Raw genomic sequence first — 14,806 nt, forward strand, 5'->3', positions numbered from 1 at the left:
AAGCAGCCTCTTCGCCCGTTCCGCGCTCTTGCGGAGCGCGCCTCCCCGAAAGCCGAGCATGTACGAGACCCCCGACCTGGAAACCGACGTCTTTGTCCGCAGCCACGAAATCCGCATCTATGACGCGGAAGGGTTCGAGGGCATGCGCAAGGCGGGCCGTCTGGTCGCCGAGGCGCTGGACATGATCGGCGAGCATGTGAAGCCGGGCGTCACCACGGGCGAGCTGGACGATCTGGTGCGCGAGTTCACCCTGGACAACGGCGGCACCCCCGCCTGCTTGGGCTACAAGGGCTATACTAAGACGGTCTGCACCTCGATCAACCACGTCGTCTGCCACGGCATTCCCGGCGACAAGGTTCTGAAGGAAGGCGACATCGTCAACATCGACCACACCGTCATCGTCGACGGCTGGCATGGCGATAGCAGCCGCATGTATCCGGTCGGCGAGATCAACGCCCGCGCCAAGAAGCTGATCGACGTCACCTACGACTCGCTGGACCTGGGCCTGGCCCAGATCAAGCCGGGGAACACCTTCGGCGACATCGGCTTCGCCATTCAGAAGTTCGTCGAGGCCCAGCGCATGAGCGTGGTGCGCGACTTCTGCGGTCACGGCATCGGCCGGGTCTTCCACGACAGCCCCAACGTCCTGCACTACGGCCGTCGCGGCGAGGGCGCCGTGCTGAAGCCGGGCATGTTCTTCACGGTCGAGCCGATGGTGAACCTGGGCAAGCCCGCGGTGAAGGTGCTGTCGGACGGCTGGACCGCCGTAACGCGCGACAAGTCGCTGTCGTCGCAGTGCGAACATTCGATCGGCGTGACCGAGGACGGGCTGGAAATCTTCACCGCCTCTCCTAAGGGCCTGTTCCGCCCGAAATTCTGAGCTAGTCTCCCCCGTGGGGGAGGCTGATGCTGGATCAACCGCCGGAACAACCGAAGGCCAAGCCGCACCATGCCGGGCATCGCGAGCGGCTGCGCGATCGCGCGCGCGGGGCGGGCCTCCATCATCTGCCGGACTATGAGCTGCTGGAGCTGTTTCTGTTCCGCAGCCAGCCGCAGGGCGACGTCAAGCCGGTGGCCAAGGCCCTGCTGACGCGGTTCGGGTCGCTGGCGGCGGTGCTGGCGGCCTCGGTCGAGGATCTGATGACGGTCAAGGCCGAGGATTCGCGGGGTCGGGCCAAGGGGTTGGGGCCTGAGACGGCGCTGGACCTCGCCGCCCTGCACGAAGTCTCGCGCCGCGTGGCCAAGGAGGAGGCGAACAAGCGCACCGTCATCTCGTCGTGGACGGCGCTGCTGTCCTATGTGCGTCTGTCGCTGCAGCACGAGCCGCGCGAGCAGTTCCGCGTCCTCTACCTCGACAGATATTGTGCGTTCCGCAAAACATTTCCGAGATGGCCAGTGGTCCGCATCGCTGGTCATTTCGCGACCTGAACAAATTTTCGGATACAGTCGGGTCATGAGACCCGAGACCAGTTCCAGAGGCGCCGACACCACCCGCCTGAACATCCTGCGGTCGGCCATTGGCCTCTTCGCTGACGAAAGCTTTGAGACGGTTGGCGTGCGCGCCATCGGCTCCAAGGCTGGCGTCGATCCGGCCCTGATCAACCGCTACTTCGGCGGCAAGGACGAACTGTTCGTTGAGGTCATCCGAGCCTGTAAGGCGGATTGGAAGCGGCTTTGGGGAAGCTCCGAAGGATTCGCCGAAAGGGTCGCTAACGAGGTGGTCCGAGGTCCGAAGGGAGGCATTGCCCTTCAAGGCGTGATTGTCATGTTGAGATCGTCAGGATCGCATCGCGCCAGAGCGTTGATCGACCAGACACTTGGATCGTCTGTGTTCGCAGAGTTGGAAGAATGGGTTGGTGGACCCGACGCCGATGTGCGCGCTCGACTGCTAATGGCCCTGCTTTCCGGCTTCGCCTTCTCTCGTGATTTGAGCGGCGATTTCGATCTTGAGCCACCGCGAGCGGACGCCCTTCGTCACCATCTGGCTTCGGCGATCAACTTCTTCCTGACCCCACCCCAGACACTACATATAGTGTCCGAAGTTTGAGGGATGCTACATGGACCAGTGCAGTGCGTTTTGCAAATTCGCCCTCAAACCTCTGCTTTTGGCTTCCGTCCCGCGTGGTATGGCTTCTGGATGATTTTCAGCGACGACTATGCATGGCATCCGCTCCCACAGCCCGGTGATAGCCTACTCGGCTTCCTTACTGCGGAAACGATCTACGACGCTCTGACCAAAGGAGCCGTGGCACCGCCTTCCCGGCATTTCATGACGCAGTTCGAGAACGCGGATGGGTCTCTGATCTACTCGTTCCGAGATTTCAGCAGTGACATCTATCACGAAGAGCTAATCACATGCTCGCAAGTGAACTCGGTCGGCCCGGATGGGAAGCGTTCAAACACTCTCCGATGGGGCATAGGCGGGGATTTCAGGTGTGACGGTCGCTCTGAAGCGTTGACCCGGAAAGTCTCGCTGGAAGGTCGCTGGACGAAAAACCATGACGGCATGACCACACGATTTGATTCAGGCCCTGACCTCCGCAGCACCGTCTACCTTCATGGCGTCAAGCTGAACGTCGCGGTCGATGAAGCTACGATGGCGACCGAGCTACGGGATTTCCTTACCGGCGACCTGAAGCGGGTAGAGCCGCCGCCGAGCAAGCCGGTGGATATGGCGAAGGTCATCCGCCAACTGACCGGCGAAGATTGAAAACAACAAGGGAGGCCGGATCGTCTGACCCGGCCTCCCCATCATGCGCTCAAGTTTCTATCGGAGTGACGGCGCGGCTAACGCTTGACCGCGGTGACGGCGCCGTTCTCGCGCCGGATGCCCATGGCGGCCAAGGTGCTGGCCAGCGGCAAGGTTTCTTCCTCGCCCGTCGTCCTGTCGATGCTGATGGCCGCTTCAGGAAAGAACTCGGATTGAGCGTCAAACGGGGCTTCGCTGACGACCTTCATGATCAGCCGGGCCATTCCCAACCAGCCGCGACGATAGCGGCGAACAACTTGGACATAGAAACCTCCCCGTGAAGTTGCATGCCTACCGTCGTTCGACCGTCGAGTGGAGCCAAAAATTGAAAAACCCCCGGATCGCTCCGGGGGCTTCCATGGTCAGGGCGGCGACGACGATCAGTCGATGTCGAGGGTCAGGCGGTCACGGTTCAGACCGCCCCTCTTCACCCACAGGCCCTTGCGGTTGCGGGCCGCCGTCTGCGTGATCCCGAGGGCCTTGGACGCGCGGTTATAACCGGCGTCGTCATCGAACAGGCGGTAGAGGATTTCCACGCCGCGTTCGGTCAGGTTGGCACCGTCCTTGTTGCGGGGGTCTTGGCACTGTTCCAGAGTGGGCACCTTGACGGTCTTGGGCAGGGTGGCCGCGTTTTCGATCAGCTTGGCCTTCAGGGCGTCGAAGGTCTTGTTGACGTAATCGAGCATTTCAGCCCGGTGGCTTTCGAGGGCTGCGGCAATCGCAGTATCGGTCTTGGACATTGGAAAACTCCGTTCTCCGGTGGCTAACACCGTCAACGACGTTGACAGCGGCCTCGCGCAGAAGCGCGTTGCACCCCCTGTCTACACATTGTAGCCCCCTGCGTCAATGCACGACCGTTAGTGCCATTTGAGACCCGATCCGGTCAGTCCTTTTTGATCGACGCCATAAGTTCGGCCGCAAACTCCGGCGTCATCCCTACGCGCAAGCGGATGGGCTGCTGCGGATCGCGCTCGGCCTCGGGAATCTTGTAGATTGCAGACCTCGGCGCCAATCTCGGCGCGATATTCACGGCCAAGATGTCCTCGCCCATGGCCAGCATGTCTTCCACCATCTGCGTCATGGACAAGACCACTGGCACCGGCTTTTCGTCGTTCCGCCACCACGACGGCGGATGGAATGTCTGGCCTTCGATCTTGATGTTTTCGAAGTGGACCCTCCCGCTGAAGCCATCGGGATGCTCCAAGGCGTTCCGCATCCTAATGAGCGGAACCGCCCACTGCTGTTCAGACTGGATCAGGCGAGTCCGAACGTCGTCGGGGCCGAACTCCTTCAAAGCCCATTGTTCAAGCTTCGACTGCGTTTCCTTGCCGTTCAGAATGTAGGCAGAGGCATCGCTGAATTTGGCTCCGCTGAACCAGTTCCAGACCCGCAGCGTGTTCCGAAGATAGTTCTTCGCCTGATACAGGAAATTCTCGGCCCGCTGTTCAAGCTGATTGACCGACCGCATTCGAATCACGCGATGATCCTTGACATCGACCTCGCAGTTTTCGAGACATTCCGTGATTTCGGCCCCGAGGCTGTCACGGATGTTCCAGCATTCCAGCAAAACCGGCTGAAGCTCTTTGAAGTAGATCGTGTTGAGTTCGTCTTTCTCGGTCTGCGTCATTCCAGCCGCGTCGAGGATCGCGCTCGTTTGCAGCATCAGTCGAGCTACGGTCGGATGTGATGTGCCGACATTCGCGGTTTTGGTGATGACGAACGGCATCGACTGTTCCGGTCCAGAAATGGTTTGAACCTGAAGTAGCGCGCGTGTGCGACCTATTCAAAAATTATAGAAAATTTGGTCTCGGCACTGGCCGCGCCGCGCCCGCGCGCCCGTGAGACCTACCACCCCCACCCCTGCGAGTGAGTCGCACCAGCGTCTTCGGAGGGTCGCCGGATGGCCCGCTGTTCACGCGGACCAGCATGTGAACAGTATTGACAGACCACATCACGCCCCTCATAGTCAAGTGAACATATGAACAGGCCACGGCTATGACCATCTACGCTTACTGTCGAGTCAGCACGACCCATCAGCTTGAGGGCGAGAGCCTTGAGGCACAGGACCGCCAGCTTCAGGGGTGGGCTATGATGAACGGCCTGACCATCGACAAACTGGTTGTTGAGCGCGCTGTTTCGGGAAGCATCCCTGTGAGCGAGCGCGCCGAGGGTCAGACGATGATGGCCAGCCTGAAGAGAGGCGACACCATCGTTGCGACCAAGCTGGATCGGCTTTTCAGGTCCGCACTGGATGCCCTTCAGACCGTCGAAGTCCTCAAGGAACAGGGTGTGTCGCTGGTCCTGCTGGACCTCGGCGGCGATGTCGTCATGAACGGCATGAGCAAGATGTTCCTGACGATCACCGCAGCCTTCGCCGAGGCTGAACGTGATCGTATTGCTGACCGTATCAGAGGCGCCAAAGCCGACGCCAAGGCCCGTGGGCGGTATCTTGGGGGGATTGTGCCCTTCGGGTCCACGGTCGGCCCTGACGGCGGTCTGGTGGACGTTCCAGAGGAACAGGCTGTGTTGGCGACCGTTCGTCGCCTGAAGGCTGAAAAGAAGCCTCTGCGGACGATTCAGGCGACCGTTCAGGCCGATCATGGGCGCAAGGTGTCCCTCGGCTGGCTGTCGAAGATCGCGGCCGACTGACCGTCGATTTTTTGATTTCCTTTTCAATGCCATTAGGGCGCGCGGGGCCACGCCGGTTAGTGTTTCCGGCCCATGTGGCGCCCTCGGGCTTCATGTCCACTCCATCGTCCCAACCACGGCGTCCTGACCGTCACTGACGATCTGCGGGGCATTCCGGTCAGTAGTCGTCGGGCACGTCCAGATCATATTCGGTGATGGCATTCATCAGCGTCTCCCCGTAAGTCTTGGCGAGGCTGGTCAGCGCGGCGATCCGGGCCATGAACTCGGGGTGCAAGCCGAGGTCCATGGGACGCTCATAGAACACCATCGGCACGTTGGCGTCGCCTACGGTCATCAGGGTGCTGAACAGATTCATGCCGGTGCTGTCGCGTTTCCCGTATTCGTCAAACCGAGCAACAAAGACCGGCTTGGTCTGCCAGCCCGCCCGCTTGTCTACGGTAGCGATCAGCATCCCGAATCCGGCGCCGAACTGCTGATAGATGTGGTCCGAAGCCTCTTCGAAATCTGCGTTGGCGATGGCGAATGTCGCGGCCTGAAGCAGGTGCGCCGAGTAGGCCAGCACTTCGAATGTGAACACGTCGGCATTGATCGTTTTGCCGTGGTTCTTCGGGGGCCCCTGCTTGACCATGTGCGAGGCCATGTCTTCGATAAGGTGGCCGATCAGCAAGGCCAAGGCGTCTTTGTGTTGTCGTCCACGTCCCCGCTCAAGCAGGTCGATCATCACCCGTAGGTTGGTCTTCTTCACATAGTCGAAGAGCGGGGTTTTCTTACCGAGTCCGAACATCAGCAGCCGTGTGTTTCCATGGCGAGGCTCTTGGCCACGTCGATTGGTCCGTTCTCCGTCTGGATCAGCTTGTAAGAGTAGACCAGACCGCCGGGCATTTCCCACTCGGCGTTGATGGTGCTGATCTGCCCCGAGGCTGTCCGGTAGTGTCGGGCGACGGTCCAAGGATCGCCCATGTTCGCTGTTTCGTCCTGAACGCTGTCGGTGAAATCGTGAAGGTTGCGGCCGATGTTCACCTGCACGGCAACGACGCGCCGATTGCAGAACGTGATGGTCCGATCATTTTCGTGGATCATCTGAAGGCCGTTGGAGCCAACGATGTCGATCAGTCGGCCGGGCACGATCCGCTGAACGCTTTCAGGGGTGTCGCCTATCTGCACACCGCTAATGATGGTCACCGGATCGGCCAGAGCCATGACGGCCAGCAGGGTCGTGAGCGTGTTCATATCGCCATTAGACCACATTGGAGCATTGCAGTTAAACCCGGTCGTATCCGAAGAGCCGGGCCGTGGTCATTTTCGTCTGATCGCCGCTGACGACGATGGCGAGCAAAACGACGGTGAACGTGGTCGGGGTATTGTGCCGGGGCCACCATAACGGGAGGACTGCCCACCCATGACCCTCGGCGGTTCCGAAGTGGTTGGCGGCCCATCAGTTCCGCGTCGGTCTTTGCCTCGGCGGGGTTCACGTTGATGTTTTCCTGCACGATGCTCTGACGCTTCGCGTGGGAATACGGCGCGGCCTCACGGGCTGCGGACATGGCTTCTTTCAGCGCAGCGATGTCGCCGGTGTTCTCAAAGTCCTGAAGGTGGACCTTGCGATATAGCTCGATGGTGGACAGCGGATCGGACCCGGCCACCTCTTCCGAGAAGAGCGGGCGCCCTTTGTCATCCTTGATCGCGGCGTGTTGCTCCGTGATCCGGGTTCGAATTTGTGCTGCGCTGTTCGCGCTGGTGGTCGAACCTCTCGGGCGTCCTGCACCGGGTCGCGCGCCACCTTTACCTGCGGCCATGACGACCTCCGTGTGTTGGCTGTGCAGGTATTTGTCGGCGGGGAGGAATTCGGACGGATCAGGTCAGCAGGGCAGAGTGATCTTCGATGGCGGCGAGGCTTGGCGCCTCACCGGCATCAGTCGCGCAAGTCGCTCGGCTCGCCTCGCTTTGCGCTTCCTTCTGCATTGCAGATGGCTTGGCGAAGGGCTTTTCCCAAGCATGACTGAAGTGCAATCATCCATGCCAGATACAGTCTCTCTCCCCCCCAAGATCACTCCAAAAATGGAAGCAACCTTGAGGGGGAGAGACTTCAGTTCATGCACTGTTTCCTACGCCCCAGAGGCCCGTGAGGGCGTGGCTGGCGGTTTCCCTGTATTCCAGCCGTGAAGCGGTCTTCCTGTCCAACAGCCCTGAATCCCTCTCGGGTCCGGTAGGCGTATCCAAGTGATGTGCTGTTTAATGATCTGTGGCGATCAGGCAGTGATCAGGCGAGGTAGTTGCCCGGCAGGTAGTCGTTGATTGACAAAACGGTTAGCGAGTTTGTTTCTCGCCGCGCTGCCCCGAGCAAGGAAATTATAACAACGGGATTCAGCAGACGTGTTGTCACGATCAGGACAGCGCACGTCTTCTTTCTAATAGCTCTTTCGCGACGGACATGGCCGTTGCAATCCGAGGGAGCCGCAGCAGGTAGGTGGGCGCGACCCCTTGCCATCCTGCCGGTGTATACCTCTTAACCGCGCCCTCGGTTCATATCCCCGGTCTGGCGGCTGGTCCTTCACAGCCTAAAGTCCCGGTCAGGTTTTGTTGGAGGGGCGCCAACCATAAGAAACCCCTTGGACGTATGTTTTGCCTATCAGGTGCCAAGATGGTTTTGAGCCGGGACCAACAACCCGCAGTCAAATCGTTTAGGTCGCCGGGGCGTCCAGATACTTCGCAGCAATCGCCGCAGCTTCGGCGCCGGTGATTGAGGTCACCGCGCCAGAGCGGGAGCGCAGCTTACCGCCGCGAACCTTGTCCTTGGCCGGGGCCTTCCCGTGTCGGGCTTCGAACTCCGCAGCGACCAGACCTTGGCCCGCCTTGGCGCGCTTCGGATTGGTGCGGTCGCGGACGACGTGCGGCTTGCTCTGAACAACGCCGCGTCTGCGGACCAGTCGTTCAGCCGATGTTCTGTCGTAGTCGAATCCAGACATGTGTCCCCAAAGAAAAAGCCTCGGAATGGCTTGGGGCACCTTCCGAGGCTTACAAACCAGCACACGAAAGCATTCGCGCGTCTTATGGTCCGAAACTGTCGTGGACCAGCCCCAAGCCGTTCCTCTACTTCAATTTAGTCAAACTACACGATCCGGCCGCACACTTCATTATTATTCGTGCGCCCACGCTGGATCAGCTTACCTTGGAATGGTTGCTGTCGTGCGTGACGACGATGGCGTGATTACCAAACCCGATGATCAGCCCTTCCGCCATGAACGCCTGACGTAGTTCGGCGTGACGTTCGTTGGTGAACCGCTTCATGTTGTTGAGTTCGTAGAACTCGGGCCACTTCATGGTGATGGCCTTGATGCCGCTCTGACGCAGCATGTCCCCGCACTCTTCCGCGACTTCGCTCGCCGGTCGTTGCATTTCCAGTCTCCCTCACAGCCCGCCTAATCGGCACATAAGAGTCTGATAGCGACAACACAAGAAGATTACAAGAACCTTATTTCGTTCTTATGCGATCCTTATCCTGCCCTTTATCTCGCCCCTAAATATGGGATGCTGAACCACCTCAAGCGCGCCCTTGTCCGGGTATCCGACGCCGTAAGCTGCTTCCTCCGTGAGCCGGGCCGGGCTGTAGCCGCCGCCGGGCTGGCCTTCGGCGGCGTCTTCGTGGCCCTAATCATCACGCTGGTCGTGTCGATGTTCGTGCCCACACAGCCGCTGGCCACGACCGTCGCCGTCTGTTTGGCATGGCTCGCGGGCGCGATCCTTGGCCTGATCGCCGTCATCGTCGCCGCCCAACTCGGGTTCGACAAATTCGAGGTGACGTTGCCGAACGGGGTGACCATTTCGGCCGAGGACGTGCGGGACAAGACCGTCGCCGCCATCGAGAAGGTGACCGAGAACCTGTCAGAGGACTGATCGGCTCCGCTGTGGATCGCATAGAAAAGGCCCGCAGAAGTCTCCTTCCACGGGCCGATCCGTTAGGTCGCTACCCTATCAGCGCGGCGGGAAACCCACCGGCAACGCGGGCGCCGGAGCGACGGCCGCGAAGAACGGGCTGTTCTTGAACTCGCTGATCCGGCCCTGATTTACGCCGAAGTAGGCGGCAATCGTGTGCTGGAAGTAGCGAAGGCTCAAGGCGAGCTTGATGATAGGATAGTCATGGGTAGTAAGGCTGGATGCCATTGTGTTGATCTTTCTACGTTAGAAAAGACCCGCACGACGTGGCTTCATTAACGACGGCAAATGCCGGAAAATTACGTCCACGCTTGACGCAGCCGTCAAGGAATGTATTTTCAAGTCTGAAGTGAAAGACACTCCTTTCTGGCTTGGCCTGCACGGGCCGGGTTGAAAACGGACCTTTAGAAACCGGTTGCAGCGGGAACTGCGGCCGGTTTTTCCGTGTCCGAAGCCTATGTCTCACAACTCGCGGCGGGCGCCAATACCCCCGACCGCAGTTTTCCGAGAATAATCCGTCCAGCCCCAAGATATCCCCAAGGCTTGGCAACACTCTCGCGCCAAACGCGGTGTTTACACCGGCAACACCGTGCTTAACGAGGCGTTAAAGACCCGGCACTTGTTGCCTATGTCACTTCGCGTGACATGGCGGTGTGTGTAAACACCAGCGGCGTAAACACCATGTCAGCGGTGTTGACGCACCTTTGTCTAATAGTTGGACACTTCGAACAGACTTCATTGACGTTGGTCGTGACGGTAGGACAACCTTCGAATGGAGTTCAGGCACACTTGGTCAAACAGTTGGACGATTGCGGTGTTGACCACGGCTTCAAGCCGCAAGTTTCTCGATACGATTGATCAACGGCGCCAACGCATCGCGTTGGTCAGAAGTTAGATATGCGTGGAGTGGTTGGCCAGCAGCGTCGGACACGGCCTGAATGATGCGGCCCTTCGTGTCGATCCTTACGGCCATAATGCCGCCCGCCAGAATGACGGTGAAGAACTTCGTCCCGGCTTCGTCGCTTTCGATGTCCACGCCCATGACGATGGTGGACAGGGCTTTTCGCAGCTTCGACCGCGCCTGATTTCGCACGTCGTCTTCGGTCGAGTTCGCCGCTTCACGAATGTCGTTCACACGCCGCAGGTGTTCGATGTTCCCGACCTTTCCGCTGGCCGTGGTGATCGCAACTTCCACATCCGTCAGTTCGGCGGTCAGGCGCGCGATGTCGTCGTTGGCTTCAGCGATGACAGCCGCAACCTCTGGGTCGTTGCCGGTGAACGAGCGCAGAAGGTTCATCTTGAAGGCGCGTCGGTCGCCGAGCGTCTTTTCAATCTCGGCTTTCCTGACCCGCGCGCGGCCGAGTTCGCCGGTTGCCGCGAAGAAGCGATCATCCAAGGCGAGGTCCAAGAACAGGTCCAGCGCGCTCGCCTCAAACGCCCGGTAGGCGAACCCACCCTTGTTGGTGCAGCGGCCTTCCTGCGAGCCTTCGCAGCGAACGTAGGGGTAAGGCTTACCCTTCTGGACCGACGTGGACAGCGAAGCGCGCTGGCCGCAGACGCCGCACTTCGTCAGCCCGGCGAAGAGGTTGGTGTAGCCGGTGCCCGCACCCTTGCCCGCCACTTTCCGGCGGGCCTTCAGGTCAGCGCGAGCGCGGGCAACGATGTCTGCCGGGACAATCCTTGGATAGAAATCGTGTATCACCCGCCCGGCGAACATGCCGGTCCTTGGGCGGAAATCTCCTTCGACAATCGGGCTGGTCAGGTATTGCCTGACCGTCGTCCGAGTCCATGCCGGGATGCCGCTGCGGTAGTCTTTCGGCTCGCCGAACGGCGGCAGATCGGGCCGGGCGTTGAGCATGTTGACGATGGTGTTCACACCGATGCCGTCAGCCGACCACTGATAGATTTGGTTGATGGTCGCGGCCATGTCGTCATCAACGATCCAGCCGTTTTTCGTCTTGTTCCGTTCCAGCCAACGGGGGAGCAACCCGGCGAGAGAGGTCCATTCGCCTTCCCGAGCTTCAGCCAGTTTCCAGAGCTTGTTCTTGGACCGGCGCGTCTGGTCCGACTTGTCGGCAGACGCTTGGTGGCTGACCCCGAACTTGATGGCCGTCTGTAGGAAGTCGCCGAGTTTGGGGTTGGACCTGAAGACCTCTTTGGTGTCGGCCAGCGCGATTTCCACGCCCTTGCCGTTCACTTCGTGGATCCACGCCATCGCTTCATCGACGGGACGACGGCTCAAGCGCGAGATGTTGTCAGCGATCAGAACGGTGCCCTTGGCGAACTCCCCATCCCGAAGGCGCGAGACGAACCGACCAAGGTCCGCGTCAGGCCGCAAATGATCGGCCTTGAAAGCCGACTTGGCTTCGTCGGTCAGAACCTCAACGATGGTCCAGCCCTGCGCCTCGGCGAATGCCTGACACCGTTCAAGCTGCGCTTCCAAGGTCTGGGCAGACCCGTCCCCCTGTTCATCCGAGGAATATCGCCGATAGACTATGGCTTGCATGGCGTAGCCGTATATGAGTTTTGCAGATAGCACTCAACGTGGACAAGAAGAACCAGCTGATCCTGGACGAGATTCAGAACCGGGGCACGGTCGACCACGCCCCTGTCTATCCGCGCGAGGTGGTGCGCCGGGCGCTGGAGCTGTCGGCCAGCGCCATGATCATCGTGCACAACCACCCCTCGGGCGATCCGACGCCCAGTCGGGCCGACATCGACATGACCAAACAGGTGATAGAGGCGGCGCGCGCCCTGTCGGTCCAGGTTCACGACCACCTCATCGTCGGCCGCGAAGGCGTGGCCAGCTTCAAGCAACTGGGATTGATGTGACCGTTCTTTCGACTGAGCGCCTGACGCTGACGCCCGTCGCCGTCGGCGACATGGACGACCTGACCGCCCTGTGGGCCGACGCCGAGTTCACCCGCCACATCATGGGGCGCGGCCTGTCCGAGGAGGAGGTGTGGTTCCGCCTGCTGCGCGATCTGGGTCACTGGCAGGCCAGGGGTTACGGCAACTGGACCATCCGCGAGACGGCCACAGGCGCCTATGTCGGCAGTGTCGGCGTTCTGGACTATCGCCGGGACATCACGCCGCCGTTCGACGCGCCGGAACTGGGTTGGGGCGTGGCGCCCGCCTTCCAGGGGCGCAGCATGGCGCGCGAGGCGCTGCAGGCGGCCCTGGCCTGGGCTGATCGTCGCCGACCTGAGCCGCGCACCGTCTGCATGATCTCGCCCGACAACGCCGCTTCGATCCGTCTGGCCGAGCGGGTGGGCTATCGCCCTTACGGTCACGCCGACTACAAGGATTCGATCGTCACCCTGTTCGAGCGGCCCAGGGGCGGATGAGCGCGCTGACGGCTGACAGGGCCGCCGCCGCCGGGTAGGCTTTACATTCTCGGGTCAGGCCCTACGGCCCGTCGTTTCTGGAGTGCTTTTTCATGCCCATGTCCGTTGATGATCTTCGCGCCCATCTGACCGAGGCCTTCCCCGACGCGGACATCGCCATTGAGGATCTGGCCGGCGACGGCGACCACTATCGCGCCCGCATCGTGTCCGAGGCGTTTCGCGGTCTGAACCGCGTGCGTCAACATCAACTGGTCTACGCCTCGCTGAAGGGCAAGATGGGCGGTGAGCTGCACGCCCTGGCGCTGGAGACCTCGACCCCTGTCGAGGCGGGCTGATCCATGCGCTATCGCCCCTTCGGCGTGTCGGGGGCGGCTGTCTCCAACCTGACCCTGTGCCTGGGGGCGGCCGCGGCGGCGCGCGGCGGGGCGCATGTGCGCGACATGATCTTCGCGGCGCTAGAGGCGGGGATCAACGCCTATCACTTCGACATCGCCGATCCGGCGCTGCTGCGGGCGGCGGGCGAGGCCCTGGCCCATGTCGAGCGGCGGTTGGTCATCGTCAGCCTGGAGCTGGGGGCAGGCGCGGATCGGGATTTTTCCCCGATCGGCCTGGGGCGGGAGATCGAGCAGGGGCTGCACGCCTCGGGCCTGGGCTGGTTCGACATCGCTGTGCTGGATCGGCCGGGCGAGAACGAGTTGCCGCAGGCGTCGCTGACGGCGCTGAAGACGATCCGCAAGGCGGGTCATGTGCGGATGCTGGGCGTGGCCGGGAATGAGGCCGTGACCGACCTCTATGTCTCGACCGGGGCGTTCGACGCCCTGTTCACCCCCTTTCACGCCAATATCGAGTGGCGGGTGCGCGCGCGGATGCGCGCGGCGCTGGAACGGCAGATGAGCCTGTTCGTCTATGATTATTTCCCCGACAGCCTGTCGACCGAACGCAAGGCGGCCGAGGCCGGGGCGCCGAAGAAGCGCGGTCTCTTCGGCCTGGGCGGGCGAGGGCCGGTCGAGGAGGCGCGGCGCGGCTCCTTCGCCTTCCTGCATCAGACCCAGGGCTGGACCGCCGAGGCCATCTGTCTGGCTTACGGTCTGACCGATCCGGGAGTGTCCAGCGTCCTGATCCGTCCGCGCGACCGGGCGCATCTGGAGGCTCTGGCGGCGGCGCCGGAACGCGACCTGCCCGCCGGACTCTCGGCTCAGATCGAAATGGCCCGGGTGGACGCCCAGGTCTGAGGCGCGGGCCTGGCTCTCAGGCGCCGATGGCCGAGAAGGGGCCGTTGAGGAAGCCGGGCTTGCCATAGGCCAGGGGGCGGCCGTCCTCGGCCAGAACGCGCCCGCCGGCCGCCTCCAGCACCGCCTGGCCCGCAGCCGTGTCCCATTCGCTGGTCGGGCCGGTGCGCGGATAGGCGTCGTAGCGACCCTCGGCGATCAGGCAGAACTTCAGCGAAGAATCCATGCCTTGCCACTGGGGGCAGCCGTTGCGCGCGGCTAGGCGCAGGGCGTCCTCATCGCTAATGCTGTGGCTGACTAGGGCGACAGCCTCCTGCGGGCGCTCGCGCACCCGGATCGGCTTCCAGGTTTCGCCGAACGCCCGGCGCAGAGCGCCTGCCCCCGGCGCGGAGGAACGCCAGGTCAATCCAAGGGCGGGCGCCGTCACCGCGCCGGCGACGGGGGCGTCGCCACGGATCAGGGCGATGTTGACGGTGTAGCTCTCTCGACCCTGGATGAAGCCCTTGGTCCCATCCAGCGGATCGATCAGCCAGAACCATTCGCCGACCTCGGTCGGCAGCCCATCGGCGCAGGCGGCCTCTTCGGCCACGGCCTCCACTTGGGGCCAGAGGGCGGTCAGGCGCTTCAGGATCAGCGCCTCGGCGGCGCGATCGGCGGCGGTGACGGGGCTGTCGTCGGCCTTGATCTCGGCCGTTGTTCCGGCGCGCCAGTAGGGCAGGATCAGTTGGGCCGCTTCTTCGGCGATGTCGGCCAGAACGCCGGCCAACCGGCCCGAGGCGAGATCGTCTTCAAGAGCGGCGAGGGCGGAAGAAGAGGCGGAGGCGGTCATGGCTCATCCGATAGCCCATGCGGCCGGTTTCAAGAACCGGCAAATCAGGTCACCTTGGCTTTAACCTTTT

The 14,806-nt window shown here is 61.7% G+C and carries 19 protein-coding genes and 2 pseudogenes; 10 read left to right on the forward strand and 11 right to left on the reverse strand.

Annotated elements, in window-relative coordinates:
* The first annotated feature begins 58 nt into the window (after window positions 1-58).
* The 4 genes and pseudogenes from map (at window position 59) to AC3A3G_RS13850 (ending at window position 2,710) form a co-directional block, all read left to right on the forward strand.
* Complete coding sequence (gene map, locus AC3A3G_RS13835; protein ID WP_087141568.1) at window positions 59-880, forward strand: type I methionyl aminopeptidase; 822 nt, start codon at window positions 59-61, stop codon at window positions 878-880.
* A 26-nt stretch (window positions 881-906) separates the two neighbouring features.
* Window positions 907-1,359 (forward strand): annotated as a pseudogene (locus AC3A3G_RS13840) (JAB domain-containing protein); the annotation flags it as partial.
* Between the two features lie 94 nt (window positions 1,360-1,453).
* Window positions 1,454-2,047, forward strand: coding sequence for a TetR/AcrR family transcriptional regulator (locus AC3A3G_RS13845; RefSeq protein ID WP_487488451.1), 594 nt, complete (start codon window positions 1,454-1,456; stop codon window positions 2,045-2,047).
* Between the two features lie 30 nt (window positions 2,048-2,077).
* A complete protein-coding gene (locus tag AC3A3G_RS13850) occupies window positions 2,078-2,710 on the forward strand; it encodes a hypothetical protein (RefSeq protein ID WP_487488452.1) in 633 nt (210 codons plus the stop codon).
* 77 nt (window positions 2,711-2,787) lie between these two features.
* On the opposite strand, the gene AC3A3G_RS13855 is transcribed toward AC3A3G_RS13850, so the two are convergent.
* The 3 genes from AC3A3G_RS13855 to AC3A3G_RS13865 form a co-directional block, all read right to left on the reverse strand.
* The gene (locus AC3A3G_RS13855; protein WP_487488453.1) at window positions 2,788-2,973 is read right to left on the reverse strand and encodes a hypothetical protein; all 186 of its coding nucleotides are present in this window, start codon (window positions 2,971-2,973) and stop codon (window positions 2,788-2,790) included.
* Between the two features lie 156 nt (window positions 2,974-3,129).
* Complete coding sequence (locus AC3A3G_RS13860; protein WP_487488454.1) at window positions 3,130-3,489, reverse strand: hypothetical protein; 360 nt, start codon at window positions 3,487-3,489, stop codon at window positions 3,130-3,132.
* A 143-nt stretch (window positions 3,490-3,632) separates the two neighbouring features.
* Window positions 3,633-4,475 carry a hypothetical protein gene (locus AC3A3G_RS13865; RefSeq protein WP_487488455.1) on the reverse strand — a complete coding sequence of 281 codons (843 nt, stop codon included), beginning with the start codon at window positions 4,473-4,475 and terminating at the stop codon, window positions 3,633-3,635.
* A 269-nt stretch (window positions 4,476-4,744) separates the two neighbouring features.
* On the opposite strand from AC3A3G_RS13865, the gene AC3A3G_RS13870 reads away from it, so the two are divergent.
* A complete protein-coding gene (locus tag AC3A3G_RS13870; protein WP_487488456.1) occupies window positions 4,745-5,398 on the forward strand; it encodes a recombinase family protein in 654 nt (217 codons plus the stop codon).
* Between the two features lie 157 nt (window positions 5,399-5,555).
* Here AC3A3G_RS13870 and AC3A3G_RS13875 read toward each other — a convergent pair whose 3' ends face one another.
* The 5 genes from AC3A3G_RS13875 to AC3A3G_RS13895 form a co-directional block, all read right to left on the reverse strand.
* Window positions 5,556-6,182, reverse strand: coding sequence for a hypothetical protein (locus tag AC3A3G_RS13875; protein WP_487488457.1), 627 nt, complete (start codon window positions 6,180-6,182; stop codon window positions 5,556-5,558).
* Window positions 6,182-6,628 (reverse strand): hypothetical protein, encoded by a 447-nt coding sequence (locus AC3A3G_RS13880; protein ID WP_487488458.1) that lies wholly within the window; start codon window positions 6,626-6,628, stop codon window positions 6,182-6,184. The genes AC3A3G_RS13875 and AC3A3G_RS13880 overlap by 1 nt, the downstream gene beginning before the upstream one ends.
* Window positions 6,625-7,194 (reverse strand): hypothetical protein, encoded by a 570-nt coding sequence (locus tag AC3A3G_RS13885; protein ID WP_487488459.1) that lies wholly within the window; start codon window positions 7,192-7,194, stop codon window positions 6,625-6,627. Before AC3A3G_RS13885 ends, AC3A3G_RS13880 begins: the two co-directional genes overlap by 4 nt.
* 885 nt (window positions 7,195-8,079) lie before the next feature.
* Window positions 8,080-8,364 carry a hypothetical protein gene (locus AC3A3G_RS13890; RefSeq protein WP_487488460.1) on the reverse strand — a complete coding sequence of 95 codons (285 nt, stop codon included), beginning with the start codon at window positions 8,362-8,364 and terminating at the stop codon, window positions 8,080-8,082.
* 193 nt (window positions 8,365-8,557) lie between these two features.
* Window positions 8,558-8,794, reverse strand: coding sequence for a hypothetical protein (locus tag AC3A3G_RS13895; protein ID WP_487488461.1), 237 nt, complete (start codon window positions 8,792-8,794; stop codon window positions 8,558-8,560).
* A 132-nt stretch (window positions 8,795-8,926) separates the two neighbouring features.
* On the opposite strand from AC3A3G_RS13895, the gene AC3A3G_RS13900 reads away from it, so the two are divergent.
* Window positions 8,927-9,292 (forward strand): hypothetical protein, encoded by a 366-nt coding sequence (locus tag AC3A3G_RS13900; RefSeq protein ID WP_487488462.1) that lies wholly within the window; start codon window positions 8,927-8,929, stop codon window positions 9,290-9,292.
* Window positions 9,293-9,370: 78 nt separating this feature from the next.
* Here the strand turns inward: AC3A3G_RS13900 and AC3A3G_RS13905 are convergent, their stop codons facing one another.
* Both AC3A3G_RS13905 and AC3A3G_RS13910 read right to left on the reverse strand, forming a co-directional pair.
* Window positions 9,371-9,559 (reverse strand): hypothetical protein, encoded by a 189-nt coding sequence (locus AC3A3G_RS13905; RefSeq protein ID WP_487488463.1) that lies wholly within the window; start codon window positions 9,557-9,559, stop codon window positions 9,371-9,373.
* A 601-nt stretch (window positions 9,560-10,160) separates the two neighbouring features.
* Window positions 10,161-11,837, reverse strand: coding sequence for a recombinase family protein (locus AC3A3G_RS13910; RefSeq protein ID WP_487488464.1), 1,677 nt, complete (start codon window positions 11,835-11,837; stop codon window positions 10,161-10,163).
* A gap of 32 nt (window positions 11,838-11,869) precedes the next feature.
* Between AC3A3G_RS13910 and AC3A3G_RS13915 the strand changes: the two are divergent.
* The 4 genes and pseudogenes from AC3A3G_RS13915 to AC3A3G_RS13930 all read left to right on the forward strand — a co-directional run.
* A pseudogene (locus AC3A3G_RS13915) lies at window positions 11,870-12,163 on the forward strand (JAB domain-containing protein); the annotation flags it as partial.
* Window positions 12,160-12,678: a GNAT family N-acetyltransferase gene (locus tag AC3A3G_RS13920; protein ID WP_200168374.1), complete on the forward strand. Its 519-nt coding sequence runs from the start codon at window positions 12,160-12,162 to the stop codon at window positions 12,676-12,678. The pseudogene AC3A3G_RS13915 and the gene AC3A3G_RS13920, both read left to right, overlap by 4 nt.
* A 92-nt stretch (window positions 12,679-12,770) precedes the next feature.
* Window positions 12,771-13,013 (forward strand): BolA family protein, encoded by a 243-nt coding sequence (locus AC3A3G_RS13925; RefSeq protein ID WP_487488465.1) that lies wholly within the window; start codon window positions 12,771-12,773, stop codon window positions 13,011-13,013.
* A gap of 3 nt (window positions 13,014-13,016) precedes the next feature.
* A complete protein-coding gene (locus tag AC3A3G_RS13930; protein ID WP_487488466.1) occupies window positions 13,017-13,910 on the forward strand; it encodes an aldo/keto reductase in 894 nt (297 codons plus the stop codon).
* 16 nt (window positions 13,911-13,926) lie between these two features.
* Here AC3A3G_RS13930 and cysQ read toward each other — a convergent pair whose 3' ends face one another.
* A complete protein-coding gene (gene cysQ, locus AC3A3G_RS13935) occupies window positions 13,927-14,736 on the reverse strand; it encodes a 3'(2'),5'-bisphosphate nucleotidase CysQ (RefSeq protein ID WP_368923177.1) in 810 nt (269 codons plus the stop codon).
* Window positions 14,737-14,806: the final 70 nt, after the last annotated feature.

The sequence above is a fragment of the Brevundimonas sp. Soil_N_31 genome (assembly GCF_057655995.1).